General features: G+C 60.3%; 23 protein-coding genes. 12 read left to right on the top strand and 11 right to left on the bottom strand.

Annotated elements, in window-relative coordinates; genetic code table 11:
* The first annotated feature begins 4 nt into the window (after positions 1 to 4).
* Both N2A98_RS09940 and N2A98_RS09935 read left to right on the top strand, forming a co-directional pair.
* Entirely contained in the window at positions 5 to 850 is an 846-nt protein-coding gene (locus N2A98_RS09940; RefSeq protein ID WP_275623338.1) for an NAD-dependent protein deacetylase, read from the top strand.
* 598 nt (positions 851 to 1,448) lie between these two features.
* Positions 1,449 to 1,778, top strand: coding sequence for a hypothetical protein (locus N2A98_RS09935; protein ID WP_003190335.1), 330 nt, complete (start codon positions 1,449 to 1,451; stop codon positions 1,776 to 1,778).
* A 58-nt stretch (positions 1,779 to 1,836) separates the two neighbouring features.
* Here N2A98_RS09935 and N2A98_RS09930 read toward each other — a convergent pair whose 3' ends face one another.
* A complete protein-coding gene (locus tag N2A98_RS09930; RefSeq protein ID WP_044273135.1) occupies positions 1,837 to 2,739 on the bottom strand; it encodes a LysR family transcriptional regulator in 903 nt (300 codons plus the stop codon).
* A gap of 132 nt (positions 2,740 to 2,871) precedes the next feature.
* On the opposite strand from N2A98_RS09930, the gene N2A98_RS09925 reads away from it, so the two are divergent.
* Genes N2A98_RS09925 through N2A98_RS09915 form a run of 3 tightly spaced genes read left to right on the top strand, consistent with a single transcriptional unit; the run spans position 2,872 to position 5,454 of the window.
* Positions 2,872 to 3,570 (top strand): CoA transferase subunit A, encoded by a 699-nt coding sequence (locus N2A98_RS09925; protein ID WP_044273134.1) that lies wholly within the window; start codon positions 2,872 to 2,874, stop codon positions 3,568 to 3,570.
* Between the two features lie 31 nt (positions 3,571 to 3,601).
* A complete protein-coding gene (locus N2A98_RS09920; protein WP_003190327.1) occupies positions 3,602 to 4,261 on the top strand; it encodes a CoA transferase subunit B in 660 nt (219 codons plus the stop codon).
* A gap of 11 nt (positions 4,262 to 4,272) precedes the next feature.
* Complete coding sequence (locus N2A98_RS09915; RefSeq protein ID WP_044273133.1) at positions 4,273 to 5,454, top strand: acetyl-CoA C-acetyltransferase; 1,182 nt, start codon at positions 4,273 to 4,275, stop codon at positions 5,452 to 5,454.
* A gap of 706 nt (positions 5,455 to 6,160) precedes the next feature.
* On the opposite strand, the gene N2A98_RS09910 is transcribed toward N2A98_RS09915, so the two are convergent.
* Positions 6,161 to 6,583: a PaaI family thioesterase gene (locus N2A98_RS09910; RefSeq protein WP_044273557.1), complete on the bottom strand. Its 423-nt coding sequence runs from the start codon at positions 6,581 to 6,583 to the stop codon at positions 6,161 to 6,163.
* Positions 6,584 to 6,740: 157 nt separating this feature from the next.
* Between N2A98_RS09910 and N2A98_RS09905 the strand changes: the two genes are divergently transcribed.
* Positions 6,741 to 7,535 (top strand): DUF4349 domain-containing protein, encoded by a 795-nt coding sequence (locus N2A98_RS09905; RefSeq protein ID WP_275623337.1) that lies wholly within the window; start codon positions 6,741 to 6,743, stop codon positions 7,533 to 7,535.
* Here N2A98_RS09905 and N2A98_RS09900 read toward each other — a convergent pair whose 3' ends face one another.
* Positions 7,536 to 8,621 carry a DUF1615 domain-containing protein gene (locus tag N2A98_RS09900; protein ID WP_032892469.1) on the bottom strand — a complete coding sequence of 362 codons (1,086 nt, stop codon included), beginning with the start codon at positions 8,619 to 8,621 and terminating at the stop codon, positions 7,536 to 7,538.
* Positions 8,622 to 8,894: 273 nt separating this feature from the next.
* Between N2A98_RS09900 and N2A98_RS09895 the strand changes: the two genes are divergently transcribed.
* Together N2A98_RS09895 and N2A98_RS09890 are read left to right on the top strand one after the other, a co-directional pair.
* On the top strand, positions 8,895 to 13,562 hold the full coding sequence (locus N2A98_RS09895) for an RNase A-like domain-containing protein (RefSeq protein ID WP_275623597.1): 4,668 nt from the start codon (positions 8,895 to 8,897) through the stop codon (positions 13,560 to 13,562).
* Positions 13,559 to 13,861 carry a contact-dependent growth inhibition system immunity protein gene (locus N2A98_RS09890; protein WP_125969801.1) on the top strand — a complete coding sequence of 101 codons (303 nt, stop codon included), beginning with the start codon at positions 13,559 to 13,561 and terminating at the stop codon, positions 13,859 to 13,861. The genes N2A98_RS09895 and N2A98_RS09890 overlap by 4 nt, the downstream gene beginning before the upstream one ends.
* Before the next feature lie 76 nt (positions 13,862 to 13,937).
* On the opposite strand, the gene hemB is transcribed toward N2A98_RS09890, so the two are convergent.
* From hemB to N2A98_RS09875, 3 genes are all read right to left on the bottom strand, one after another.
* The gene (gene hemB, locus N2A98_RS09885; protein ID WP_016977356.1) at positions 13,938 to 14,912 is read right to left on the bottom strand and encodes a porphobilinogen synthase; all 975 of its coding nucleotides are present in this window, start codon (positions 14,910 to 14,912) and stop codon (positions 13,938 to 13,940) included.
* A 116-nt stretch (positions 14,913 to 15,028) separates the two neighbouring features.
* Positions 15,029 to 15,871, bottom strand: a complete 843-nt coding sequence (locus N2A98_RS09880; protein WP_078468163.1) for a PhzF family phenazine biosynthesis protein — start codon at positions 15,869 to 15,871, stop codon at positions 15,029 to 15,031.
* Between the two features lie 3 nt (positions 15,872 to 15,874).
* Positions 15,875 to 16,573 (bottom strand): glutathione S-transferase N-terminal domain-containing protein, encoded by a 699-nt coding sequence (locus N2A98_RS09875; RefSeq protein ID WP_047710515.1) that lies wholly within the window; start codon positions 16,571 to 16,573, stop codon positions 15,875 to 15,877.
* Between the two features lie 252 nt (positions 16,574 to 16,825).
* Between N2A98_RS09875 and N2A98_RS09870 the strand changes: the two genes are divergently transcribed.
* Both N2A98_RS09870 and N2A98_RS09865 read left to right on the top strand, forming a co-directional pair.
* Positions 16,826 to 17,527, top strand: coding sequence for a hypothetical protein (locus N2A98_RS09870; protein ID WP_034125794.1), 702 nt, complete (start codon positions 16,826 to 16,828; stop codon positions 17,525 to 17,527).
* Between the two features lie 58 nt (positions 17,528 to 17,585).
* Positions 17,586 to 18,641 carry a permease gene (locus tag N2A98_RS09865; protein ID WP_044273121.1) on the top strand — a complete coding sequence of 352 codons (1,056 nt, stop codon included), beginning with the start codon at positions 17,586 to 17,588 and terminating at the stop codon, positions 18,639 to 18,641.
* 116 nt (positions 18,642 to 18,757) lie between these two features.
* Here N2A98_RS09865 and mnmH read toward each other — a convergent pair whose 3' ends face one another.
* The 4 genes from mnmH to N2A98_RS09845 form a co-directional block, all read right to left on the bottom strand.
* A complete protein-coding gene (mnmH, locus tag N2A98_RS09860) occupies positions 18,758 to 19,861 on the bottom strand; it encodes a tRNA 2-selenouridine(34) synthase MnmH (RefSeq protein ID WP_275623336.1) in 1,104 nt (367 codons plus the stop codon).
* On the bottom strand, positions 19,861 to 20,895 hold the full coding sequence (gene selD / locus N2A98_RS09855) for a selenide, water dikinase SelD (RefSeq protein WP_275623335.1): 1,035 nt from the start codon (positions 20,893 to 20,895) through the stop codon (positions 19,861 to 19,863). The genes mnmH and selD overlap by 1 nt, the downstream gene beginning before the upstream one ends.
* 93 nt (positions 20,896 to 20,988) lie before the next feature.
* Positions 20,989 to 21,738, bottom strand: coding sequence for a TerC family protein (locus N2A98_RS09850; RefSeq protein WP_014717958.1), 750 nt, complete (start codon positions 21,736 to 21,738; stop codon positions 20,989 to 20,991).
* A gap of 31 nt (positions 21,739 to 21,769) precedes the next feature.
* A complete protein-coding gene (locus N2A98_RS09845) occupies positions 21,770 to 22,021 on the bottom strand; it encodes a hypothetical protein (RefSeq protein WP_275623334.1) in 252 nt (83 codons plus the stop codon).
* Positions 22,022 to 22,155: 134 nt separating this feature from the next.
* Here N2A98_RS09845 and nhaR point away from each other — a divergent pair, with 134 nt between their 5' ends.
* Positions 22,156 to 23,058: a transcriptional activator NhaR gene (gene nhaR, locus N2A98_RS09840; RefSeq protein WP_057710155.1), complete on the top strand. Its 903-nt coding sequence runs from the start codon at positions 22,156 to 22,158 to the stop codon at positions 23,056 to 23,058.
* A gap of 4 nt (positions 23,059 to 23,062) precedes the next feature.
* Here nhaR and N2A98_RS09835 read toward each other — a convergent pair whose 3' ends face one another.
* Positions 23,063 to 24,217 (bottom strand): MFS transporter, encoded by a 1,155-nt coding sequence (locus N2A98_RS09835; RefSeq protein WP_056788350.1) that lies wholly within the window; start codon positions 24,215 to 24,217, stop codon positions 23,063 to 23,065.
* 241 nt (positions 24,218 to 24,458) lie between these two features.
* Between N2A98_RS09835 and sstT the strand changes: the two genes are divergently transcribed.
* Positions 24,459 to 25,679, top strand: coding sequence for a serine/threonine transporter SstT (sstT, locus tag N2A98_RS09830; RefSeq protein ID WP_047710512.1), 1,221 nt, complete (start codon positions 24,459 to 24,461; stop codon positions 25,677 to 25,679).
* The last annotated feature ends 63 nt before the right edge of the window (positions 25,680 to 25,742 follow it).

Genomic DNA, 25,742 nt, shown 5'->3' with positions numbered 1-25,742 from the left:
ACCCATGCTCGACACGCTGGACCATCAGGAAGACCACCTCGACACCCTGCACCGGGCCATGACCGGCCGGCATTTTCTGGTACTGACCGGCGCAGGGATCAGTACATCTTCGGGCATCCCGGATTACCGGGACGGTGAAGGTGTACGCCGGGGCAAGCCACCGATGATGTACCAGGAATTCCTCGCCACTCCAGAGGCGCGGCGCCGCTACTGGGCGCGGGCGATGCTGGGGTGGCCGCGGGTGCGCATTGCCCAGCCGAACAAGGCCCACCTTGCGCTCGCGACGCTGCAACACCGTGGCCATATCAGCGGGCTGATTACGCAGAACGTCGACACCCTGCATGACCAGGCCGGCAGCCGGGATGTGATCGAGCTGCATGGCAGCTTGCATCGGGTGCTGTGCCTGGATTGCCAACTGCGCAGCGAGCGCGATGTGATCCAGCGGCAGATGGAAGTCGATAACCCGCACATGGCACAGGTTCATGCGGTGCAAGCGCCGGATGGCGACACCTTGCTTGATCCCGCGTTTGAACAGCGCTTCCAGGTGCCCCGCTGCCCGCACTGCAATGGCGAACGGCTGAAACCGGATGTGGTGTTCTTTGGCGAAAACGTCGCACCGGCGACGGCGCTCAAGGCGATGACGGCGGTAGAGCATGCCGAAGGACTGTTGGTGGTGGGGTCGTCGCTGATGGCCTATTCGGCGTTTCGCCTATGCAAAGCGATGGTTGAACAGGGTAAGCCGGTGATTGCTATCAACCTGGGCAAGACGCGGGGGGATGAGCTGTTGCAGGTGAAAATCCAGGCGTCCTGTGAGCGGCTATTACCCTTACTGTCCGAGAAATTGAGATAGCGACGCATCGACCTGTGGGAGCTGGCTTGCCTGCGATAGCAGTGTGTCAGGCGAACATGTACCTACTGACGCATCGCCATCGCAGGCAAGCCAGCTCCCACAGGGGATCTGCGTAAATTCGTCACCAAAATCCCGCGACCCACCGCACAGAAAATGACGCCCAAGTCACATTTTCTCGCATTCCCCCGTCCCCACGGCAATTTATGTAGTGAGCAAAAATAATCACTACATAACCGTTGACGTAACCTTTTTGTCCTTGCATGATCTAGACGTCTCTCGGATCGAGAGCGTTGGTAACAAGCGTTTTGAACAGGCTCGTCTGACCGCCGAGCTGTTTTTCTGGATGTGCACTGCCCACAAGGCAGATTGATGAAGCTGACCGGCCCCGAGAGGGACAGGTACAAGGCGCTCAAACGCGGCTTGTCTTCGCAATCAGAGCATTGCGTAGCAGTCCATCAGCAAGACTACATGCATCAGCTTCAAGACCCTGCCCATATTCGGCAGCCCGTCGCTGACGCCCGGTTTTAGTAACCGGAGACAACTTAACTGGTATTAACGAATCAACTGATAGATCGCCAACTGGTCAAGGGGCTTACACATGAATCTGAACAACCAACCAACTATCGATGAATTGGCTGAGATGTTCGCAGCGCAGAAAGACACACTCGACGACCATATCCTGTGGATTGGCAAATCGGGCGAAGTGCAAATTGACTGCCTGGCGCCCCATACCGAAGAAGCCGAGTTTGACCGCAATAACCGTGAGCTGGCGGCGCGCCTGAAGATGTACCGCCGTGGCCAGGGTTATGTCGGCAAGAAAGCCGCGGCTGACCGCAACTTTATCGAACAGGTGTTTGACACACTTAACAATGCCTGGGCGTCTTTCAAAGACAGCTCGCAAGTTAAAGTGATCGACCGTTACTACTAAGTAGTACTTAATTAATGTGGGAGCTGGCTTGCCAGCTCCCACATTTGTATTTACTAGTTTAGAACGTTGGAAACCTGCCCTTCGCCGCTTCATCTCGAAAGATATCAAACAACACCTGCGCCGCTGCCGACAGTTCATGCCCCGGCTTGGTCAGCACCCCAATCGGCCGCTCGATCACCGGGCCGGTCAAGGTAATGCAACGGGCTCCCGCCTCCTCCATCTGCCTGGCGCATAACGCAGGCACCGCGCTAACTCCCAAACCGCTGGCAACCATCTTGCCCACCGTCGCCAATTGATGGCTCTCCAAGGCCACGGGCAATTTCATCTGCAAGGCCCCCAGGTGCTCTTCCAACATTACTCGCACGGTGGAAGGCCGTTGCAGGGTGATGAACGGCTGTTCCAATAGAGCTTTCCAGTCGATTTCAGCGCGCTGTGCCAAGGCTGAATCTCCCGGCACCACAGCCACAAAGCGGTCCAGGTACAGCGGCGTGAACGCCAATGACGAGCCATCTGATGGCTCGAACGCCACCCCCAACTCCACCTGACGGTCGCGCACCATCTCCAGCACTTGCTCATTGATCAGGTCATGCACCGTCACGTTCACCTGAGGGTAACGGGCGCGGAATATCTTCAGGATCGGCGGCAACAGGTTCCCCGCGAACGACGGCATGGCCGCCACCGTGACGCGGCCGCGTTGCAGGGTAAAACGCTGGCGCAGTTCGTCTTCGGCGTTGTCCCAATCGGCAATCAACCGGCGGGCCAGGGGCAACAGGGATTCACCTTCAGGGGTCAGCGCGACGTTACGGGTATTGCGGCTGAACAGGCGCCCGCCTAAACCTTCTTCCAGGCCCTTGATGGTCAAGCTCAACGCCGATTGGGAGAGGTGCAAACGCTCGCAGGCAGCGGCAAAACTCAGGCTTTGCGCGACAGCGAGAAAGGCACGCATCTGTTTGACGGTCATGGGCTGCTCCGGACGATGACTGGACTATGCTGTTTTCTAAATCAATCAACCTTAAAAAACAACTTAACAAATCAATCCGCTAGCGCAACACTCAACTCACTGGCTGGACCACAAACAATAAAAGAGGTGCATATGGCAGGTTTCGATAAACGCGTGGCGTCCTATGAAGAAGCACTGGCAGGCCTGGAAGACGGCATGACCGTACTCTCCGGTGGTTTTGGCCTGTGTGGTATTCCGGAAAACCTCATTGGCGAAATCAAGCGCAAAGGCACCCGCGACCTGACGGTGGTCTCCAACAACTGTGGCGTCGATGGCTTTGGCCTGGGCGTGCTGCTGGAACAGAAGCAGATCAGCAAAGTGATCGCTTCCTACGTGGGTGAAAACGCCCTGTTCGAGAAGCAGCTGCTCAGCGGCGAGATTGAGGTGGTGCTCACGCCCCAAGGCACCCTGGCAGAGAAAATGCGCGCAGGCGGCGCCGGCATTCCGGCCTTCTTCACCGCCACCGGCGTCGGCACCCCCGTGGCCGAAGGCAAGGAAACCCGCGAGTTCAACGGTCGCCCATATCTGATGGAAGAGTCCATCACCGGCGACTTTGCCATCGTCAAAGGCTGGAAAGCCGACCACTTCGGCAACGTCATCTACCGTCACACCGCCCAGAACTTCAACCCGCTGGCCGCCACCGCCGGCAAGATCACCGTGGTCGAAGTCGAGGAAATCGTCGAACCGGGCGAGCTGGACCCGGCGCAGATCCACACCCCTGGCATCTACGTCGACCGGATCATCTGCGGCACCTTCGAAAAGCGCATTGAACAGCGCACCGTCCGCAAATAATCCCCGTCCAGAACAATAAGAGGAAACAATCATGGCGCTTACCCGCGAACAAATGGCTCAACGCGTTGCCCGCGAGATGCAGGACGGTTACTACGTGAACCTCGGTATCGGCATTCCGACCCTGGTGGCTAACTACATCCCCGACGGCATGGAAGTGATGCTGCAATCGGAAAACGGCCTACTGGGCATGGGCCCGTTCCCGACCGAAGACACCATCGATGCCGACATGATCAACGCCGGCAAGCAGACCGTCACCGCACGCATCGGCGCCTCGATCTTCTCTTCCGCCGAGTCCTTCGCGATGATTCGCGGTGGGCATGTCGACCTCACCGTACTCGGCGCATTCGAAGTAGACGTACAGGGCAACATCGCTTCGTGGATGATCCCCGGCAAGCTGGTCAAGGGCATGGGCGGTGCCATGGACCTGGTGGCTGGCGCAGAAAACATCATCGTGATCATGACTCACGCCTCCAAAGACGGTGAGTCCAAGTTGCTCAGCCAGTGCAGCCTGCCGCTGACCGGTGCCAACTGCATCAAGCGTGTGCTCACGGACCTGGCGTACCTGGAAATCGAAAATGGCGCTTTTGTCCTCAAGGAACGCGCACCTGGCGTCAGCGTTGAAGAGATTGTGAGCAAGACCGCCGGTAAACTGATCGTCCCGGACCACGTTCCAGAAATGCACTTCCAGTGAGGACAGATTCCATGCAAGACGTCGTGATTGTTGCTGCCACCCGCACCGCCGTGGGCAGCTTCCAAGGTTCGCTGGCGAACATTCCGGCCCCGGAACTGGGCGCCGCCGTGATCCGTCGCCTGCTGGAGCAGACCGGCCTGGACCCGGCGCAAGTGGATGAAGTGATCCTCGGCCAGGTGCTTACCGCAGGCAGCGGCCAGAACCCGGCGCGCCAGGCTTCGATCCTCGCCGGCCTGCCCCACGCCGTGCCGAGCCTGACCCTGAACAAGGTCTGCGGTTCGGGCCTCAAGGCCCTGCACCTGGGCGCCCAGGCCATTCGTTGCGGCGACGCCGAGGTGATCATTGCCGGTGGCATGGAGAACATGAGCCTGGCGCCGTATGTATTGCCTGCCGCGCGCACCGGTTTGCGCATGGGCCATGCGAAGATGATCGACAGCATGATCACCGACGGCCTGTGGGATGCGTTCAACGACTACCACATGGGCATCACCGCCGAGAACCTGGTGGACAAATACGGCATCAGCCGCGAAGCCCAGGACGCCTTTGCCGCCGCCTCCCAGCAAAAAGCCGCTGCTGCTATCGAAGCCGGGCGCTTTGCCGATGAGATCACACCGATCCTGATTCCCCAGCGCAAAGGCGACCCGGTGGCCTTCGCGGTGGACGAACAACCCCGCGCCGGCACCACCGCCGAATCCCTGGCCAAGCTCAAGCCTGCGTTCAAGAAAGACGGCAGCGTCACCGCCGGCAACGCCTCCAGCCTCAACGACGGCGCCGCCGCGGTGCTGCTGATGAGCGCCGCCAAAGCCAAGGCCCTCGGCCTGCCCGTACTGGCGCGTATCGCCAGCTACGCCAACGCGGGCGTCGACCCGGCCATCATGGGCATCGGCCCGGTCTCGGCCACCCGCCGCTGCCTGGACAAGGCCGGCTGGCAGTTGGCGGACCTGGACCTGATCGAAGCCAACGAAGCCTTCGCCGCACAATCCCTCGCGGTGGGCAAAGAGCTGGAATGGGACGCGCAGAAGGTCAACGTCAACGGCGGCGCCATCGCCATCGGTCACCCCATCGGGGCTTCAGGCTGCCGCGTGCTAGTGACCCTGCTGCATGAAATGATCAAGCGCGACGCCAAGAAAGGCTTGGCAACGCTGTGCATCGGCGGCGGCCAAGGCGTAGCCCTGGCGCTCGAGCGCAACTGACCTGTAGGAGCGAGCTTGCTCACGAAAAACGTCAAGGATAACGCAGCGTTCCTGATAGAACCTGTTGCCTATGAGTGCTTCGCGAGCAAGCTCGCTCCTACAGGTGAGACATAACGAGCAACACAGAAAAGGCCCGGCTCCACGAAAAGCCAGGCCTTTTCTTTTTCTCGCTCCCCCTGAAACAACTCGGTCAAAAGGTGGGGCTTGCCTGCGATGGCCATAGGTATCTACACAACTTTGTGGGCTGCCGCTCAACGGTAACCACGATGCGAAGCGAGCCGCTCTTGATCTGCTCTTGATCTTGATCTCAAGCGCCCCGTTAAACCACGCTGGCCGGAATTCGACAGGGATTTGGGGGGTAAACCGGCAGGGATGCCGGTTTAGCCGCCCCGCGCCATGGATGGCGCGTGGCGGCGGCCCCCCAAATCACTGGCGGATTACGGGCACACCGAGCCCAAGCGAGGTGCCGAGTGGTGGGGCAAGAGCGTTTTGCTTACTTTTGCGCTGTTCAAAAGTGAGCCGCCGTCAGGGCGGAACCCTAGGTGGCCGTTACCTAAATAACGGATATGTACCCGGTCCAACTGTGTTGACTGTTAGGCCGCCTTCGCGAGCAAGCCCGCTCCCACAGTTGGATTGTGGGGTGTCAGGTAGAAAAGTGTCGGCTGGCAGGCCGCCATCGCAGGCAAGCCAGCTCCCACATTTGCTCTCATTGCCTGTCAGCATGCGGCACCGCGAACACCGCACTCGCCCGCAGCACCACCCTCTCCTCCACCTGCAAACTCAACGTGGCAAACGCCATCTGCCGTCCGCGCTTGTGGCTTTCCAAACGCACCACCATCCACTCCCCTACCTGCACGGCGCCCAGGTAATCCACGGTCATGCTAGCGGTAATCAACGGCAACGGCGGCTCACTGGAAAACGCCATGGCGTACCCCATGCCGATATCGGCCAGCGTCGCCAGCACCCCGCCGTGCACCGTACCGCGCCCGTTGGCGTGACGATGATCGGCGCGCAGGCCGACTTCCAATTGCAAACCTTCGCCACGGCAGTACGCCGGGCCGAGCAGTTCCAGCAACGGGCTGCTGCGCGGCAATGGGACAAAACCTTGGGGGACGGTCTGAGCGTTCATGGCGGTTGCTTCCCTGGTATGAGGCTTGAGGTCTACGCCAGCCTCGACCCGGCAGCCACCACCATCAGCGGGGTAAATCCCGGGCAATGCTTTGCGTTAATGGGCCAGACCCGCTTTAATCTCGGCCAATTTCTCCTGCACATATCAAGGAAACGCCATGCGCCACCTGGACGGCAACTCCCACCCGCTTCGCGCGCCGCTGTTGCTCTTGCTAGCCGGCCTGGCCTTGGCCGGTTGTTCCCCCAAGGACCACTCTCGCACCACCGTCATCAATGGCGAACAGGGCAAGGCCGGGGCGCAACTGGCCTATGAGCATGAATTGACCCTGGCCCTGCCCGGTGCCCTGCTTTCGCCGCGCATGCAGGCCACTCGCGAGGCGTGTGAAACGGCGCGCTTTGGCGCCTGCAATATCCTGGGTATTACTGAAGACATCCAGGGTGGCCAGATCATCCTGCGGATCGCGCCCACGGGTGTGGAGCCGATGGTCGCCCTGGCGGCCGAAGGCGGTAAGCTCGGCCAGCGCATCACCACTGCCGAAGACCTGGCCGATGCCGTGGCGGATGTGCGCCGCCGCCAGGACCGCCTGCAAGCCCAGCAGCAACGCCTCGATGAGCTGGCCAAGCGCAAGGACATCACCGTCAGCGACCTGATCGTCCTGAGCAAAGAGCAAGCCGGTATTGAAAACGAGCTGCAGGAACTGGCTCAGGTTGCCGCCGGCCAGCAACGCCGCCTCGACACCAACCGTGTGACCTTGAACTTCCGTTCCGCGGACGGCGCCAACCAGGTGTCAAGGTTCACCCGGATGTTCAGCAACCTGGGAGACAACCTGGTGAACGGCACCGCAGACGCCCTGGAACGCGCCAGCTATGTGCTGCCCTTCGTGATCCTGGCGTTCCCGGTGGTGTGGTTGTGGGTGGGCTTGTGGCGCCGGTTCGTCAAGCGCCGCGGTTGATCAGCGCTTCAGGCAGCGCTGGTAGCGCTCATCCACGCGCTTGGCAAACCAGGCCGTGGTCAAGTTGCGGGTGATCTTCGGGCTTTTGAGCACAATACCCGGCAGGATCGCCCGTGGCAGCGGCTTGCCGGCCGCCTGGTCGGCCAAGGCGAAGACGCGCTTGTACAAGGTGGTGTCCTCGAAATCCAACTGCTCGCCCTGCTCCAGTTGGCTGCGAATGCTCGGGTTGCGCATGTCCAGTTTCGCCCCCAGTGAACGCACCGCCAGCTCGGTGGTGCCGGGCAGCAAGGAGCCATAGCGGATCAAATCCCCATCCAGTGCAAGCTCTTTGCCTGAAACACGGCTGACCGCGGCCTGGAACGCGGCATTGCGGCTGGCGTACCAACCGGCATTGAAATCGGCAAAGCGGTACAGCGGCTGGTCGTAGCTCACCGGGTAGCCGAGCAAATGGGCGATGCCGAAGTACATACCGCCGCGACGGGTGAACACTTCACGGCGAATCGTACCGTCCACCGTGTAGGGATAACCCCGCGCCTGTTTCTGCGCAAAGTCGATACTGACCTGCATGGGGCCTGCGGTGTGTACCGGGTTGAACCCGCCAAACAGCGTATTGCCCAGGGGCACCATGCTGATGAAGTCATCGAAAATGCCGCTCAAATCCCTCTCCGTACGGGCGGCATTCAAACGGTCGGCGTAGGTTTTGCCGGTGGGCGAGCGCAACTGCAAGGCGCTGCGCACCACGAAGGCGGGCACATGCACCTTGCCGGCGCGGCGCAGGATCTCATCCTGGGCGATCTTGCCCATACCAGGCACCGGCGGGTCGACCTGATAGGTGGACTCTTGCTCGGTCACCGCCAGTACCGCACAGATGTTTTCGGTGCTGGGGTAGATTTTCTGGGTGTCGAAGGCGGTATAGATGTCCTGGGCCCAACCGTTGCGGTCCGCGACCTTGGCCGGCAGCAGGCGCACGATCTGCGCCTTCACCTCGGCTTCACTGCGCTCGGGCTGCTGAGGGCCACGGGAGGTGGAGCAACCGGCCAGTACCAGTAAAGGAATGAGGCAGAGCAGCAGACGCGTTGAATACATGGGGCTTCCTTGGTTAACGACAGGCCGGGCAGTGCTGATATCGACAGGTAAGTCTAACCGGGGTTCGTCGGCATGCCGAACCCCGTGCCTGGCAGTAACTGAAACATCCCACACAACTGCCGGATAAGCTCTACTCCTCGCCTGCGCAAACCTCTGCAAAGTCCCTCGCCTGATCAAACAGTGCGAGGGAGTGCAGATGGTTTTTTTCGTGACGCGTGCGGTTGACGGGGCCGGCACTTGAACCCGGCCATTGGCAGGCTGGCGCTGACGCCAATGAACGCGGAAAAGGTCGACGTTGAAGGCGTCTTCCGTGACTTTCGCGATTGCTTGAACACCTTTGACGAGTGGGCCGAAAGCTTTTGGAGCTTCTCGGCGCTGGAAGTCGAGCAGGTGTTCAAGGTTGGGGAGGACGTCGCGCTGGTCGCGCCGATCAATCGTTCCCTCTTGCCCAGCAGCACCGTCGCCACGTGCCAGGCCACAGGTACCTTGACCCTGGTGCATATGTTCCAGAGCACCAGGTTCGTGCCCATCGGCAACACGCCGGTGGTGGTGCAACGCGTTGATCCAAACGGCGGCCCGCTGGGCGAGCCCCTCCATAAGACCATCGGCCCCAGTGGCATCCTCGAAATCACCGAATGTGATCGCAACCAGCAATACCGGGTGAGTTTTTACCCCAACGTTTCCCAGGATAACGTCCAGGCGCTGTATGCGTCCTACCAGTCGGTGATCGCTGCACTGGAAACCCGGCTGCGCAAAGAGTGGACCGACACCTTCCAGGCCCAGTGGAAAAACTACACAGACGCCCGCCCGCTTGAGCGGCGGCGCCTGCTGGAGGCAGCCTTTGCCAGTGGGTTGGGCAAGGCACTTTATAGCCTGTGGGACAACATTGGCGAGCTGTCTGCGCTGCTGGCGGACCTTAAGCCCAATAGCGAAAAACTGCTGCACTACCTTTCGCAAGCTGAGCTCGATGAACTGCTGACCCTGGGTAGTGACTCGATCGCCCAGGGCTTGTTGGTGCTCAGTGATGAGCCGCTGCTGTTTATCTATCTATCGGCGCTGGTCAGCTGGATACGCATGCTCCCGCCTACGGAGATGGCTGAACTGTGGGGTGAAATCACCGGTGAGGTGCTGATCAATCTGCTGCTGATTCGCGTGTTGGGTGCGATGGGCGTGGTGGTGCGATTGGGGGCTCGTGTGCTCAGTCACGTCAAATCCGGGCGGGCGCGGGCGTTGTTGGAATTGCTGGCCAAGCAGGTGGAGGGGCCTCGGCTGGAACCCCATGTGGAGGTCGCCAAGCCGGTGTTGCTGAGCAGTGCGGCGACGCCGGTTAAGACAGTGCCGGTGGTGCCGTTGAAGGCGGGTGACACGATGGTTTCGAATCCGGTGCCGATGGTGCGCGGCAAGACCCAGCGCACAACGTTGGTCCGTCAGGAGCCTGTCGATGATGTGCCGGCTGTGGCTTCGAATCCCAAAGGAGATGCGGCGGCTTCTGCGGATAAAACGGTCACTCACGGTTGCCCGGTGTCGATGGTTACCGGCGAGGAGTTGCTGACCCTTACCGACGGCGCGCTGGATGGGATCTTGCCGTTTGAATGGACGCGGCTGTACCGCACCAGTGCGGTGGAAGTCGATTGTGGGTTGGGGTTTGGTTGGAGCCATGCGCTGGCCCATCGGCTGGTGGTGTCGGGCGATTCAGTGGTGTGGACTGACCATGAGAACCGCTCGACTGCCCTGCCCTTGCCCACCGACTCTCGGCCCGCGATCACCAATAGCCTGGCGGAAGCGGCGATCTATTTGGGTTCGGCGCCTGACGAGTTGGTGCTGGCCCAGGCGTCGCGTTTCTATCACTTTCGCGATGGCGTACTGGTCTCGATCAGCGATGCGTATGACAACCGGCTGCGCCTTTGCCGGGATCGTTCAGGGCGGATTGAGCGGCTGGATAACGGTGCGGGTCGTTCGTTGCTGTTGCGTTATGAGTTGGGTCGCATCGTCGCGGTGGACTACCAGGTGCATCGCGCCAAAGGGCGAGAGCCCTACGTGTGGGAGACCGAGCAGAACATTGTTTCCTACGCCTATGACGAACACGGACGACTGGTCTGCGCGACCAATGCTGTCGGGGAAAGCGAGCGTTATCGGTATGACGATCAGCACGTCATTCTTGAACGCCAACTGGCCGGTGGGGCGAGTTTCTTTTGGGAATGGGAACGTGCTGGCAAGGCAGCACGCTGTGTTCGGCATTGGGCGAACTTTTCGCAGATGGACACGCGTTATGCCTGGGGGGATGACGGGCGGGTCACCGTGCATAACGCCGATAGTAGCCAGGAGGTGTATGTCCATGATCCGCGGGCGCGGCTGGTGCAGCGCATTGATCCTGATGGCGCCACGCATTTCAAATCCTACGACGACCAGGGCCGGCTGACCGTCGAGCAAGACCCGATGGGCGCGGTAACGGCCTATCAGTATGACGACGCTGGACGCTTGGTGGCGCTGTTTCCGGGGGATGATGAGCCGACGTCCTACGAGCATGACAATGGCTTCGTACGGGTTGTGCGCCGTGGGGAGGCGGTCTGGAAATATGAGCGTAATGACCAGGGCGATGTCATTCGCAAGACTGACCCCGATGGCCATTCGACTGACTACAGCTACAACAAACAGGGGCAACTGACCGGGGTTTGGTACCCGGACAGCAGTTGTCATCGGCTGGTGTGGAACGAGCGTGGGCAGTTGCTGGAGGAGCAATTGCCCCATGGTGGGATCAAGCGTTATCGCTATGACGACTTGGGGCGACAGGTTGCCCGTGAGGATGAGCATGGCGCACTAATCCAGTATCAGTGGGACGCCGCAGGACGCTTGCTGAAACTGATCCAACCCAGTGGTGCTTGCAGGGAATTCAGCTACAACCCCTACGGCAAAATCATCGCCGAACGCGACGAACTCGGCCACGTCACCCGCTACGAATACGCAGACGGCCTGCACCTGATCAGCCGCCGCCTTAACGCCGATGGCACCCAGGTCAAGTACCGCTACGACAACGCCCGGCTGCTGCTCACCGAAATCGAAAACGAAGTCGGCGAAACCTACCAGCTCGACTACCACCCCAATGGCCTGATCCAACAGGAAACCGGCTTCGACGGCCAACGCACCGCCTACGTCTACGACCTCAACGGCAACCTGCTGGAGAAAACCGAATACGGCGACGATGACAGTCAGCTAATCACCCGTTACGAGCGCGACCACGCCGGACGCCTCGTAAGAAAAACCCTGCCCGATAACAGCATTATCGATTATGCCTACGACCGCCAAGGCAACCTCCTCAGCGTCGAAGACGGCCACTGGGCGTTGGCCTACGAATACGACCGCCAAAACCGCCTCACCGCCGAGCACCAAGGCTGGGGCACCCTGCGCTACGGCTACGACGCCTGCGGCCAGCTGAAAAACCTGTGCCTGCCAGACAACAACCGCGTCACCTTCAACCACGACAAAGGCGGCCACCTCGCCACCGTCGAACTCAACGGAGAAGTGCTCACCTCCCATCTATTCAAAAGCGGCCGCGAACACCAGCGCCAGCAAGGCCAACTGCTCAGCCACTACCACTACGATGACCAACACCGCCTGCACGCCCATGCGGTGACCCAGCAACAGAACCACCTCTACCAACGCCAATACGACTACGACAAAGCCGGCAACCTCACTCGCCTGCTCGACACCCGCAAAGGCGAACACCGCTACCACTACGACCCCCTCGCCCGCCTGACCCGCGCCGACCACTCCCAAGACGTACAGGAACGCTTCGGCCACAACCCCGCCGGCAACCTGCTGATGCAAGACCGCCCCGGCCCGGACATCGTCGCGGCCAACCGCCTGATAATCCAAGGCGACCGCCACTACGACTACGACGCCTTCGGCAACTTGATTCGTGAGCGGCGCGGCAAAGGCCAGCAACTCATCACCGAATACCACTACGACTGCCAGCATCGGCTGATCGGCATCACCCAACCCAACGGCCAAACCACCCGCTATCGCTACGACCCTTTTGGACGGCGCATCAGCAAAACCGTGGACGGCAAGACCACCGAGTTTTTCTGGCAAGGCGACAAGCTGATTGCCGAACACCATGCAGAACGCCATCGCAGCTACCTCTACGAACCCGAAAGCTTCCGACCACTGGCCCTGCTGGAAGGCTTCGGCCCACAGGCCACAACGCCCTACCACTACCAACTCGACCACCTCGGCACCCCGCAGGAACTCACCAGCCCCGAGGGCGAAATCGTCTGGTCCGCCCACTACCGCGCCTACGGCCAGATCGCCCGGCTCGACGCGGGAAAAATCGACAACCCGCTGCGCTTTCAGGGTCAGTATTTCGATCCGGAAAGCGGCCTACACTACAACCGCCATCGCTACTACAATCCGGATATTGGTCGCTACCTGACACCGGACCCGGTGAAGTTGGCGGGTGGGATCAATGGGTATCGGTATGTGCCCAATCCGACAGGTTGGGTAGACCCGCTGGGACTGAGCTGTAAAAAAACAAGCTGCCCTGAAGGGCCGTATAGCGTAATCGTTCCAGGAGGAGGTTTAGCCGCACATGAGGCGGCAGGAGGACATCTTATGCAAAAGCATGTCGGTAGAACTGATCAACAGCTGCTTGACCGCTTGAGACAGGAACCACATATCCCGGCAGCCTCTACGTTTCATGATCGCGCAACAGCTGAACTCGCCGTTTCAAAGGTATTGGATAACAATCAAGACAAAATCAAAGACTTCCTAGAAGGAAACAACCAGCAGATAGTCATCACTCAACTATCCCCAGAGCCAATCGGCACAAGTTTCAAAAAGAACACTACGACACCTGTACCCGGAAAAGAAATTTACTTAATTATTCGCAGAGACCAAAAAATGCATACTGGATATCGAATTCACACAGGGTTTCCAAACCCATGAATAAAGACTACCCCGAGCTGCAGCAATTTCTTGCTGGATACTTCAATCAAGATTGGGTTGATGATCACAAAAGCGCAAACGACGTAATTGATTTTTTTATTTCGGAGTCGCCTGAAGAGACGATAAAAATAGTGCTATCAGAGCTAGAAAAACTAATATCAGCCAAAAAAACAGAGCAAGATCTTCAAGACTTTTTACTCTCTGATATCGGCTGTTATTACTATTACCCTAATGAATGGAATGATGGGCAAACGTGGTTAAACCATGTTGCCTTAACATTAAAAAACGCCATTAAATAATTTCCTGGCCGAGATACGGGGCTGCTAGGCAGCCCCGCGCGAGCAAGCTAGCTCGCCACAGGTGTACTAGGTTCCTTTAGATCCCCGCCAACGCCAAATCCATCGCAAAATACGTAAATATCAAATCCGCCCCCGCCCGCTTGATCGACCCCAACGTCTCGCGCACCACCCGGTCCTCATCAATCGCCCCAGCCTGTGCGCCGAACTTGATCATCGCGTACTCACCGCTCACCTGGTACGCCGCCACCGGCAGGCGCGAGGCTTCGCGGATGTCGCGGATGATGTCGAGGTAGGCCCCGGCTGGCTTGACCATCAGCGCGTCGGCGCCTTCCTGTTCGTCCAGCAGCGATTCGCGCACGGCTTCGCGGCGGTTCATCGGGTTCATCTGGTAGCTTTTGCGGTCGCCCTTGAGCGCGCTGCCGCCGGCTTCGCGGAAGGGGCCGTAGAGGGCCGAGGCGAATTTGGTGGAGTAGGCCATGATCGGGATGTGGGTGAAGCCGGCGTCATCCAGGGCGCGGCGGATGGCCTGGACCTGGCCGTCCATCGCGGCTGACGGGGCGATCACGTCGGCGCCAGCGCGGGCGGCGGCCACGGCTTGTTTGCCGAGGTTGACCAGGGTCGCGTCGTTGTCGACATGGGCGCCGTGCATCACGCCGCAGTGGCCGTGGTCGGTGTATTCGCAGAAACAGGTGTCGGACATCACGATCATTTCCGGCACGGCGTCCTTGATGATCGAGGACATGCGCGAAACCAGGCCGCGTTCTTTCCAGGTGTCGCTGCCGCTGGCGTCAAGGTGGTGGGACACGCCGAAGGTCATCACCGACTTGATGCCGGCGCGAGCGTAACGCTCGATCTCACCGGCGAGTTTTTTCTCGGGAATGCGCAACACACCCGGCATGCTGGTGATGGGCACGAAATCGTCGATTTCTTCTTCGACAAAAATCGGCAGTACCAGGTCGTTGAGGGTGAATTCGCTTTCCTGGAACAGGCCACGCAGCTCCGGGGAGCGGCGCAGGCGACGTGGGCGGGCTTGGGGAAACTGGCTGGTCATGGCAATCCTGAAAAATGGCTGAACACTTTGGGGCGAAAGCTTATGCCCCCAAGTCCTGGCAACACAAACGCCGAGGGGCCAATAGTGTATTGCCAGGCGCGTAACAATTCATTGATCTACAGCTGTAGACGCCCCTCGATACACAACGCCACCGCGCCGCCCACCCAGATTTCATCGCCCTGGCGCTCGATATAAATACGCCCTGCTCGCCCTATCGCCGTGCCTTGGCTGACCACGTAACGGTTGGGCGCCAGGCCTTCAGCGAGGAGCCATTGGGCCACGCCGGCATTCAAGCTGCCGGTGGCCGGGTCTTCGGCGGCGCCATCGCCAGCGACAAAAGCGCGCACTTCAAATTGCGCGTCCACCGCGTCACGCGTGGGGTCGCAGGGGGCGATCACCCCTACGGCCAGACCCTGGATTTGCGAATAGTCCGGTTGCAACGCAAGCACCGCCTCACGATCAGCCAACATCACCGCCAGCCAACCCGCACCATTGTCGACCCATTGGCTGCGCAAGATAGCCTCGGGCGCCAGGCCTAATGCCAGGCGCACGCGCTCCAGCAACGGCGCCTCCACCGGGCCGGCACGCAGCAATGGCGGCGCGATAAACGCCAGTTCATCGCCCTGACGGCGAATACGCACCAAGCCGATTTCGCACTCCTGGATAATCTCCTCCCCGCGTGGCACGCCGCCAGCCTGCAACCAGGCGTGGCAACTGCCCAAGGTCGGGTGCCCAGCGAACGGCAGCTCCTTGAGGGTGGTGAAGATTCTTACCCGATAGTCAGCACGAGGGTCGCGCGGCGTCAGTAAAAACGTGGTTTCGCTGAGGTTGGTCCAATTGGCGAAGTCCGCCATCTGTTGGTCGGTGAAGCTATCGGCGCCCAACACAACGGCCAAGGGGTTGCCTTTGAGCGGTACGCTGCTGAAGACATCCAGTTGTTGAAAATCGAAAGTCGGCATGCTTCAGCTCGGAATGTTCAGGCCACGGATCACCGCCGGACGTGCGACAAAACCGTCCAACGCGCGCAGTACGTTAGGGAAATCGGTAATGCCCACCAGGTCACCGGACTCGTAGAACCCAATCAGGTTGCGAACCCACGGAAAGATCGCAATGTCGGCGATGCTGTACTCGTCGCCCATGATCCAGGTGCGGCCCAACAGGCGCTTTTCCAGCACGCTCAGCAAGCGCCGCGATTCGGCGGCGTATCGATCACGCGGACGCTTGTCTTCATACGCCTTGCCGGCGAATTTGTTGAAGAACCCCAGTTGGCCAAACATCGGGCCGATGCCGCCCATCTGGAACATCAACCATTGCAGGGTTTCATAGCGGGTGGCCGGGTCTTCGGAGAGCAACTGGCTGGTTTTTTCCGCCAGGTAAACAAGGATCGCGCCGGATTCGAACAGCGCCAACGGCTGCCCGCTCGGGCCGTTGGGGTCGATGATCGCGGGGATCTTGTTGTTGGGGTTCAGGGACAGGAACTCGGGTGACAACTGGTCCTGGGTGTCGAAGCTGACCTTGTGCGCCTCATAAGGCAGGCCCAGCTCTTCGAGCATGATCGACACCTTGACGCCGTTGGGCGTGGGCAACGAATACAGCTGCAGGCGTTCCGGGTGCTGGGCGGGCCATTTGCTGTTGATCGGGAAAGCGGCGAGTGCGTTCATCGAGAACCCCCTGGACGGAAAGTCCCCATGATAGTCATCTGCCTGCCGTCGTGCATGGGTCATCGTTGCGCAACATTTGCCGGCTAGAATCCCGCGTGGGCGAACCAAAGCGCCCGAATGCACTCTTAAAGAGCGCCCGAAGAATGAAAGGAGGCGCTTTGCTTTATCGACAGGGAACACCGCAGGACGCTGATGCGTCACTGGGGCCGGGCTTGTCCGCCTTAACCCGACGCACGAAGACTCGAACCTATCATGAAGATCAAGCCTCTGCGCCTTGTGCCACAACTCAAACGTTATTCCTATATGGTATTGCCGCTGCTGCTGGTCAGCGCCGCCATCGTCACCGCCCTGGACGCCCGTGAAAGCCGCGCGCAACCGGTCGATGGCGTGCAAACCCTGGTATTCCTGCGCCATGGCGAAAAACCGGCCGGTGGCCTGGGCCAACTCAATTGCCAGGGCCTGAACCGCGCCATGAACCTGGCGACCCTGTTGCCGGAAAAGTTTGGCAAAGCCAACTATGTGTTCGCTGCCAACCCGACGCGCAATGTCGAGGAAGGCGAACTGGATAACTCCTACAGCTACATTCGCCCCTTGATCACCATCAGCCCCAGCGCGATCAAGCTTGGCCTGCCGGTGAACATCGAATTTTCAGCCAATGACACCAGCGCCCTGGCCGAAGAACTGGTCGAGGACAAGTACCGCAACGCGACGATCTATACGGCCTGGTCCCATGGTTACTTGCCGGAACTGATCAACAAAGTCGCCAGCGAAGCAGCCGGCGAAAAACACACCATTACCGATGATTGGTCGGGCAATGACTATGACTCCCTGTACGTGCTGACACTGACCTGGCACAACGGCAAGGCTTCGCTGCTCAGCCGCAACTATAAGCAAGGGCTGAATAACGGTGGGGAAAACTGCCCGGACCCGACCCAGGTCAGCGCAGATATCTGAAGCTTGGGCCGCAGGGGCGTATGATGCCAGGCTATCGACTCACCTGCGGATCCTCTCCATGCCCAACCTCGCTTCCACCCAGCCCAGCCGCGGCTGGGCGTTCTGGTGCAAACCTGCCCTATTTCTGTTGGTGGCCTGCATCGGCCTCTATTATGTGAAGTGGTCGCCCTACTACCTCAAGGCGTTTGTAGCGGCCGATAACCACAGCATTGGCGCCTCGATTCTCAATGACCAGCAAAGCTCGCCCCTGGCGGCGGCGCTGGCTTATGCCCAGGTGTATTTCCTGGCCATCTGGAAAGCCGCCGTACTGGCGGTGATCCTCGGCTCGTTACTGCAAGTGTTGATCCCCCGCGACTGGCTGCTGCGCCTGTTTGGCCGCGCCGGGCTGGGCTCGACCCTGCGCGGTGGGCTGTTCGCCCTGCCGGGGATGATGTGCAGCTGCTGCGCGGCCCCGGTGGCGGCGGGCATGCGCCGCCAGCAGGTGTCGGTCGGCGCGGCGCTGGCATTCTGGATTGCCAACCCGGTATTGAACCCGGCCACCCTGGTGTTCATGGGCTTTGTGCTGGGCTGGGGTTTCACCGCGTTGCGGCTGGTGGCGGGGATTGTGCTGGTGGTGGGCGTGTCTTTGGTGGCACAGCGCATTGCGCGCCCGGACCAAGTGCCGGAAGCCGCACTGGAAGCCGTTGCCGACGTCAGTACGGCGGAATCGCAACCGTTCCTGAGCCGCTGGTTACGCACCCTGTGGCAGCTATTCTGGAGCACTATCCCGGTGTATATCCTGGCGGTGCTGATCCTCGGCGCGGCGCGGGTATGGCTGTTCCCCCACGTGGACGGGGCGATGGCCGACAGCCTGGTGTGGCTGGTGCCGCTGGCGATTGTGGGCACGCTGTTTGTGATTCCGACAGCGGCAGAGATTCCCATCGTACAAACCATGATGGCCCTGGGCATGGGCACCGGCCCGGCCGTGGCCTTGCTGATGACCCTGCCGAGCGTGAGCCTGCCGTCGCTGTTGATGCTGCGCAAGGATTTCGATGCGCGGGTGCTGGTGACGGTGGCCGGGTTGACCATGCTGGTGGGGGTGGTGTGTGGGTTGATTGGGGCGGTGATTCTTTAGTGATGCGCCAAGGCTGACGGCCTCTTCGCGAGCAAGCCCGCTCCACATTTTGATTTGTGAACAGGATCAAAATGTGGAGCGGGCTTGCTCGCGAAGGGGCCCTAGCAATTAACCGATCAACCCCGCCGTACACTACGCTCACGCAAATACTCCACCACCTCACCCTGCGCCCCGGCAAACTCGATACGCGCGCCCTTGCTCTCGCGCTGGAAGGCATACATCGGGTCGTAATACTCACGCAGCAAGCCTTCAATCCATACCCGGTGCAGGTCCACTGCGCCGCTGCGTGCCTGTTCGGCCAGGGCATCCTGTAACACCGCCTGCAGCCGTTGGAAACGCTCACCTCCCAGGCGCTTGTGAATATTGGTCATGCTCAGGGTCAAACGTTCAGCAAACAATGCCTGGCCAACGTCACCAAAAACGCCAATAAACTCAGCGCACAAGTCAACGACGTAATCCTTGAGGATGCGCTCTACACGGCCTTCAACACTGTCTTCCAGCCACACCATGGGAAAGGTCTGCATGCCCTTGTGCAGTGGCAATGGCAGCGCACAACTGCCGATCATGCGGCTCTCGTCCTCGACCACAAACTGCTCGATACCGCCTGCGCGCTTCTTCAGCACATCCACGGCCAGGCGGTTTTCGAAGTCGATATTGGAGGGTTGCGCCGTGGCGCGCTTGCCGAAGCTGGAGCCACGGTGGTTGGCGTGGCCTTCCAGGTCCAGAGCATTACGCAGTTGGCCGAGCACTTCGGTCTTGCCGGTGCCGGTCATGCCGCCCAGCAGTACGAAGTCACACTGGGCGGTCGCCTGCTCCAGGGTTTCCAGCAGGAAGGTGCGCATGGCCTTGTAGCCACCGCCGACGCGGGGGTACTCAATGCCCGCTTCGGTTTTCAACCATTGCTGCACGATCTGCGAACGCAGGCCGCCCCGAAAGCAGTACAGGTAACCCTCGGGATGGGCCTGGGCAAACTGCGCCCACTGTTCGATGCGCTCGGTCTTGATTGCCCCGGACACCAGTTCATGCCCCAGCACGATCGCCGCTTGCTGGCCTTGCTGCTTGTAACAGGTGCCGACCCGCTGGCGCTCATCGTCGGTCATCAGCGGCAGGTTGATCACCCCGGGGAACGCGCCCTTGGTGAATTCGACCGGCGCGCGGGTATCCATCATCGGGCGGTCATTGAGGAAAATGTCGCGGTAATCGGTGATGTCCGTCGCCATCAAATCACCTCAACCGCGTTGGTCTGTCGCTCCAGCAGTTCACCGATAGGCTCAAGGGCCAGGCCCAGCTCGGCGGCCACGGCGTGGAACTCGGCATCACCTTCGGGGGTAACGGCGATCAGCAGGCCACCGCTGGTTTGCGGGTCGCACAGCACGCGCTTGTGCAGCTCCTGCACGCGCCCCAGCTTGCTGGCGTAGCTCTCGAAGTTGCGCAAGGTGCCACCGGGCACACAGCCCTGGTCCAGGTAATACTCAACCCCCGGCAAGCGTGGGACTTTTGCATAGTCGATGCGGGCGGTCAGGCCACTGCCCTCGGCCATTTCCACCAGGTGGCCGAGCAGGCCGAAACCGGTGACATCGGTCATGGCCGTCACACCGGCCAACTTGCCGAAACGGCTGCCCGGCTTGTTGAGGGTGCACATCCAGTCACGCGCCAGGCCGATATCCGCCTCGCGCAGCTTGCCCTTCTTCTCGGCGGTGGTGAGGATGCCGATGCCCAGGGGCTTGGTCAGGTACAGGCGGCAACCGGCAGTGGCCGTGTCGTTACGCTTCATATGGCGCTTTTGCACGATGCCGGTCACGGCCAGGCCGAAGATCGGCTCCGGCGCATCGATGGAATGCCCGCCCGCAAGCGGAATGCCAGCCGCGTCGCACACCGCCCGACCGCCGCGAATTACTTCGCGGGCAATCTCCGGCGCCAGCACGTTGACCGGCCAACCGAGAATGGCGATGGCCATCAGAGGGTCGCCGCCCATGGCGTAGATGTCGCTGATGGCATTGGTGGCGGCAATGCGGCCGAAGTCGAACGGGTCGTCGACAATCGGCATGAAAAAGTCCGTGGTGGACACCACGCCGCGCTCGTCGTCGATGGCGTACACCGCCGCATCGTCGCGGGAGGCATTGCCCACCCACAGGTTGGGGTCGAGGTTCTGTGCACCGCTGCCCGCAAGGATCACTTCCAGCACCTGGGGCGAAATCTTGCAACCGCAACCCGCACCGTGGCTGTACTGGGTAAGGCGAATCGGCTCGTTCATGGGGGACCTCAAGCTATCAAGTGGGCCGATTCTAGCAGACAGCAAAAGGCCGGCTGGGCTCTTGTGAGCACAGCCGGCCTGTTTGTTCAGCGATTACTGGCGCGCAGCGAGCAAACGTGCGTGCCGGTTACGCCGGGCGATGTTCAAGCATTCGATCGCCGCCGAGAACGCCATGGCCGCATACACGTAGCCTTTTGGCACGTGGGCGCCGAAGCCTTCGGCGATCAGCGTCATGCCGATCATGATCAAGAAGCCCAGGGCCAGCATCACCACGGTCGGGTTGTCGTTGATGAACTTGGCCAACGGTTCAGCGGCCACCAACATCACGATCACCGAGACCACCACGGCAATGATCATGATCGGCAAGTGCTCGGTCATGCCCACGGCGGTGATGATGCTGTCGATGGAGAACACCAGGTCGAGCATCAGGATCTGGCCGATGGCAGCGGCAAAGCCGATGGTCACGGTGTTGCTGACGGTGGCCTTCTCTTCAGGCTCCGGGTCCATGCTGTGATGGATCTCGGTGGTTGCCTTCCACACCAGGAACAGGCCACCGGCGATCAGGATCATGTCCTTCCACGAGAACGCTTGGCCGAACACTTCGAACACCGGTGTCGTCAATTGCACGATGAACGCGATGGTGCTCAGCAAGCCCAGACGCAAGATCAACGCCATGCTGATACCAATGCGCCGCGCCTTGGCCCGGTGCTTCTCTGGCAATTTGTTGGTGAGGATCGAGATAAAGATCAGGTTATCGATGCCCAGCACGATTTCCATGACGATCAAGGTCGCCAGTGCGACCCAGGCGGTGGGGCTGGCGGCCAGTTGTAAAAGGTAATCCATAGGTCAGTCCTGACGTTTTAGTGCTGGGGAATTAGGTTTCTTTGGTGTCGGATTCAGCGTCGTTTTCGGCGTCGTTTTCCTGCTTCTCAGGGCTGATCAAGCCCTGGGTTGCTTCACTCAATGCCTGCTCGGCGGCCTTGTGGGTGTCGTCGATGGCCTGCTTGGCCGACTCGGTGGCTTTGCCCAACACCTGTTGCGCGCTTTTCTCGACTTGATCACAGCCGCTGACCACTATCAATGAAAGCGCAAGCAACGACGCCGCGCCCAGGGAATTGAGTTTCATGATGTATTCCTCGTTAGAACCATTGGGCCCAAATAGTGGCCCCTCGATAGCGAGGCATTCTATGCAGGCGAACAGTTCAGGAAAATTCGTATTTTTCTCGCGTATACTTCGATTTTTACGAAGTGTAGGTCGCGATGCTCAATTATCGACAACTGCATTACTTCTGGGTGGTGGCCAAGACCGGCAGCATCGTGCGCGCCTGCGAGCAGTTGAACCTCACGCCGCAGACCATCAGCGGGCAGATCAGCCTGTTGGAGCAGACCTACGGTGTTGCCCTGTTTCAGCGGGTCGGGCGCCAGCTTGAACTGACCGAAGCCGGGCGCCAGGCGCTGCCCTACGCCGAGCAGATGTTCCAGACCGGCAATGAACTGGAGGCGATGCTGCGCGCCCAGCCTGACGAGCAGCAGATTCCGTTCCGGGTCGGGGTGGCGGATGTGGTGCCCAAGTCCATCGTGTACCGGTTGATCGCGCCGACCATGGAGTTGAGCGAACCGATCCGCATCACCTGCCGTGAAGACAAACTCGAACGTCTACTGGCCGACCTGGCGATCCAGCGCCTGGACCTAGTGATTTCCGACAGCCCCATGCCCACGCACTTGGACATCAAGGGCTACAGCCAGAAGCTGGGAGAATGCGGCATCAGTTTTTTCGCCACCCAGGCATTGGCTGACCAGCATGGCGGTGATTTCCCACAGTGCTTGCAGGGTGCGCCGCTGTTGATTCCAGGGGCAGAGACAGTGGTACGCAGCCGTTTGCAGCGCTGGTTTGCCGAACAGCAGATTCAACCCCGCATCATTGGCGAATTCGACGACAGCGCCTTGATGCAGGCGTTTGGGCAATCCGGCAGCGGGATCTTTATCGCGCCCAGCGTGATCGCCGACGAGGTGGTGCGCCAATACGGCGTAGCGCTGATCGGCCAGACCGATGCAGTGACCGAGTCGTTTTATGCGATCTCGGTGGAGCGCAAGGTCAAGCACCCCGGCATTGTGGCGATTACCGAAGGTGCCCGGCGGGAGTTGTTTACCGCCCTGCCCTGATCATTCAGGCGTTGAGCGCCGTGGGTTTGGCGGTCATCAGCCACAGTGCCAGCAGGATCGACAGCAGGATAAACCCCGAAGCGGCAAACCCCAGGCTGCCCAGGCCCAGGGTGTCGATGACATGCCCGCCCACCATGGCGCCCAGGCCAATGCCGAGGTTGGCCCCGGCAATGTTCAGCGACGCCGCAAACGCTGGAGCATGGGGCGCAGCCTTCATCAAGCGCACATGGCTGACCAGGAACATCGCCGCCTGGGTCACGCCCCACACCGCCATCGCCGCGGCCAGGCCGATGGTCGAGTGAATCGCAGGCACCACCGCCACCATGCCCGCGATCATAAACCCGCAGAACACCATGGACGCGATCAATGGGTGACGATCCACGGCACGTCCGCCCAAGGAGTTGCCGATCAGCCCGACTGCGCCAAAGCCCATCAGACACCAGCCCACCAACGTGCCGTCGAAGCCGGCCAAACGCTCAAGGATATCTGCCAGGTAGGTATAGGCGGTGAACATGCCACTGAATACCAGGATCGACAGCAGGATATGCCCCTGCATCACCGGGCTGCGCAGGATCTTGAATTGTGAGCGCAAGCTAGCCTGCTGGTGCTTGGCCTGGGTGACCGGCAGGTAGATATACAGCAGCAACGCCTTGGCCAGGGCGATCACCGCGAGCACGGCAAACGCGGTGCGCCAGCCGAACATATCGGAAATCAGCGTGCCCACCGGAATACCAAATACGGTGGCGCAAACAATGCCAAAGCCGATTTTTTCAATCGCACGCCCGGCGAACTCAGGGCCGACAATGTCTACCGCCGTTTCGCTGGCCAGGGCCCAGAACACTGGCAAGCCCAGAGCAGGGATCAAACGGGCCACGGCCATCACCCAGATATTCGGTGCCAATGCCGCCACGGTATTGGCCGCCGCGAACATGATCAGGATACTGATAAACAGCCGCTTGCGCGGGAACCGCGCGCAGTAGGCGGTGAGGAACGGGCCGAACGCGGCCACGGTGAACGCGAACAGTGTCACCAGCAGCCCGGCCTGGGACACGCTGACGTTCAGGTCCCGAGCAATCGACGGCAACAGGCCGACGATGACGAATTCTGTGGTCAGCACGGTAAAACCGGCGGCTGACAGCAGCAGGATAGGAAACAACATGAAAACTCCAGAAACGACGACATCAACGACAGCCCTAAGGGCCCGCTGACGGAGAGGAAAGATGAGAGGGGTGAATCTTAACAGAACATGTCTGGATTTGACCAAGTCCGACTGAAACGGGTGACGGAATGCCGCAGCAAACAAGACGCTTCCCACAGCATGCTAGACTTCGCGCCTACTTCCTACAGTGCTTTCTGCCTGCAATGCTGTGCCCTACTAAAAAAACTAGAGACAACTCTTTATGACTGCTGCCCCCTCCCTGTTGCAACGTTTAATGCGCGTCAGCCTGGTCACCCAAATTGTCATCGGCCTGATCGCCGGGATCGTGCTGGCCCTGCTGTTACCCGAGGCCGCGCGCGCCACTGGCTTTATCGGCAAGGTGTTTGTTACGGCGCTGAAGGCTGTCGCGCCGATCCTGGTGTTTGTGCTGGTCATGGCTTCGATTGCCAACCATAAGCATGGCCAGGAAACCCATATCCGCCCGATCCTGTTCCTGTACCTGCTCGGCACCTTTGCCGCCGCCGTGGTTGCGGTGGTCGCCAGCATGATGTTTCCGTCGTTCCTGGTATTGGCGACCCATGACGCCACGGTGAGCGCTCCTGGAGGCATTGGCGAAGTGTTGCAAAGCCTGGCGCTCAGTGTGGTGGATAACCCCGTCAGCGCGCTGATGAACGCTAACTTTATCGGCATCCTGGCCTGGGCCATTGGCATGGGCATCGCTATCCGCCATGCCGGTCAAACCACCCGTACGGTATTGGACGACTTGTCCAACGGCGTCACCCTGATCGTGCGCGTGGTGATCCGCTTCGCCCCGCTGGGCATCTTTGGCCTGGTGGCCTCCACCCTGGCCACCTCGGGTTTCGGCGCCCTGCTCGGTTATGCCCACCTGCTGGTCGTGCTGATCGGCTGCATGTTGTTCGTGGCGCTGGTGATCAACCCGGCCATCGTGTTCTGGAAACTGCGCCGCAACCCGTATCCGCTGGTGCTGATGTGCCTGCGCGAAAGCGGCATCACCGCGTTCTTCACCCGCAGCTCGGCGGCGAACATTCCGGTCAACCTGGCGTTGAGCAAACGCCTGGGCCTGCATGAAGACACCTACTCGGTGTCGATCCCCCTCGGCGCCACCATCAACATGGCCGGCGCCGCCATCACCATTACCGTGCTGACCCTGGCTGCCGTGCACACCCTGGGCATCGCCGTGGACATGCCGACCGCCGTGCTGCTCAGCGTGGTCGCTGCGGTATGTGCCTGTGGTGCATCGGGGGTGGCGGGTGGTTCGCTGCTGCTGATTCCGCTGGCGTGCAGCCTGTTCGGCATCCCCAGTGAAATCGCCATGCAGGTAGTGGCTGTCGGTTTCATCATCGGCGTGCTGCAGGACTCGGCGGAAACCGCACTCAACTCGTCAACCGATGTGCTGTTTACGGCGGCGGCGTGTTTGGGCAAGGAAGAACAGGCCGCTTAACACAGCCCCATAAAAAAGCCCGGTGCCGTTCGCAGAGAACGGCACCGGGCTTTTTTGTATCTG

This window comes from Pseudomonas sp. FJ2-5-13, assembly GCF_029201605.1.
Classification (GTDB): domain Bacteria; phylum Pseudomonadota; class Gammaproteobacteria; order Pseudomonadales; family Pseudomonadaceae; genus Aquipseudomonas; species Aquipseudomonas lactis.
Note: the sequence above shows the minus strand (reverse complement) of the source record. Positions and strands in the feature narration are given on the sequence as shown.

Bases quoted from the DNA above. Each gene is read 5' to 3' on its own strand.
- N2A98_RS09940 (WP_275623338.1), top strand. From the start codon at position 5: ATGCTCGACACGCTGGACCATCAGGAAGACCACCTCGACACCCTGCAC.
- N2A98_RS09935 (WP_003190335.1), top strand. From the start codon at position 1,449: ATGAATCTGAACAACCAACCAACTATCGATGAATTGGCTGAGATGTTC.
- N2A98_RS09930 (WP_044273135.1), bottom strand. From the start codon at position 2,739: ATGACCGTCAAACAGATGCGTGCCTTTCTCGCTGTCGCGCAAAGCCTG.
- N2A98_RS09925 (WP_044273134.1), top strand. From the start codon at position 2,872: ATGGCAGGTTTCGATAAACGCGTGGCGTCCTATGAAGAAGCACTGGCA.
- N2A98_RS09920 (WP_003190327.1), top strand. From the start codon at position 3,602: ATGGCGCTTACCCGCGAACAAATGGCTCAACGCGTTGCCCGCGAGATG.
- N2A98_RS09915 (WP_044273133.1), top strand. From the start codon at position 4,273: ATGCAAGACGTCGTGATTGTTGCTGCCACCCGCACCGCCGTGGGCAGC.
- N2A98_RS09910 (WP_044273557.1), bottom strand. From the start codon at position 6,583: ATGAACGCTCAGACCGTCCCCCAAGGTTTTGTCCCATTGCCGCGCAGC.
- N2A98_RS09905 (WP_275623337.1), top strand. From the start codon at position 6,741: ATGCGCCACCTGGACGGCAACTCCCACCCGCTTCGCGCGCCGCTGTTG.
- N2A98_RS09900 (WP_032892469.1), bottom strand. From the start codon at position 8,621: ATGTATTCAACGCGTCTGCTGCTCTGCCTCATTCCTTTACTGGTACTG.
- N2A98_RS09895 (WP_275623597.1), top strand. From the start codon at position 8,895: ATGAACGCGGAAAAGGTCGACGTTGAAGGCGTCTTCCGTGACTTTCGC.
- N2A98_RS09890 (WP_125969801.1), top strand. From the start codon at position 13,559: ATGAATAAAGACTACCCCGAGCTGCAGCAATTTCTTGCTGGATACTTC.
- hemB (WP_016977356.1), bottom strand. From the start codon at position 14,912: ATGACCAGCCAGTTTCCCCAAGCCCGCCCACGTCGCCTGCGCCGCTCC.
- N2A98_RS09880 (WP_078468163.1), bottom strand. From the start codon at position 15,871: ATGCCGACTTTCGATTTTCAACAACTGGATGTCTTCAGCAGCGTACCG.
- N2A98_RS09875 (WP_047710515.1), bottom strand. From the start codon at position 16,573: ATGAACGCACTCGCCGCTTTCCCGATCAACAGCAAATGGCCCGCCCAG.
- N2A98_RS09870 (WP_034125794.1), top strand. From the start codon at position 16,826: ATGAAGATCAAGCCTCTGCGCCTTGTGCCACAACTCAAACGTTATTCC.
- N2A98_RS09865 (WP_044273121.1), top strand. From the start codon at position 17,586: ATGCCCAACCTCGCTTCCACCCAGCCCAGCCGCGGCTGGGCGTTCTGG.
- mnmH (WP_275623336.1), bottom strand. From the start codon at position 19,861: ATGGCGACGGACATCACCGATTACCGCGACATTTTCCTCAATGACCGC.
- selD (WP_275623335.1), bottom strand. From the start codon at position 20,895: ATGAACGAGCCGATTCGCCTTACCCAGTACAGCCACGGTGCGGGTTGC.
- N2A98_RS09850 (WP_014717958.1), bottom strand. From the start codon at position 21,738: ATGGATTACCTTTTACAACTGGCCGCCAGCCCCACCGCCTGGGTCGCA.
- N2A98_RS09845 (WP_275623334.1), bottom strand. From the start codon at position 22,021: ATGAAACTCAATTCCCTGGGCGCGGCGTCGTTGCTTGCGCTTTCATTG.
- nhaR (WP_057710155.1), top strand. From the start codon at position 22,156: ATGCTCAATTATCGACAACTGCATTACTTCTGGGTGGTGGCCAAGACC.
- N2A98_RS09835 (WP_056788350.1), bottom strand. From the start codon at position 24,217: ATGTTGTTTCCTATCCTGCTGCTGTCAGCCGCCGGTTTTACCGTGCTG.
- sstT (WP_047710512.1), top strand. From the start codon at position 24,459: ATGACTGCTGCCCCCTCCCTGTTGCAACGTTTAATGCGCGTCAGCCTG.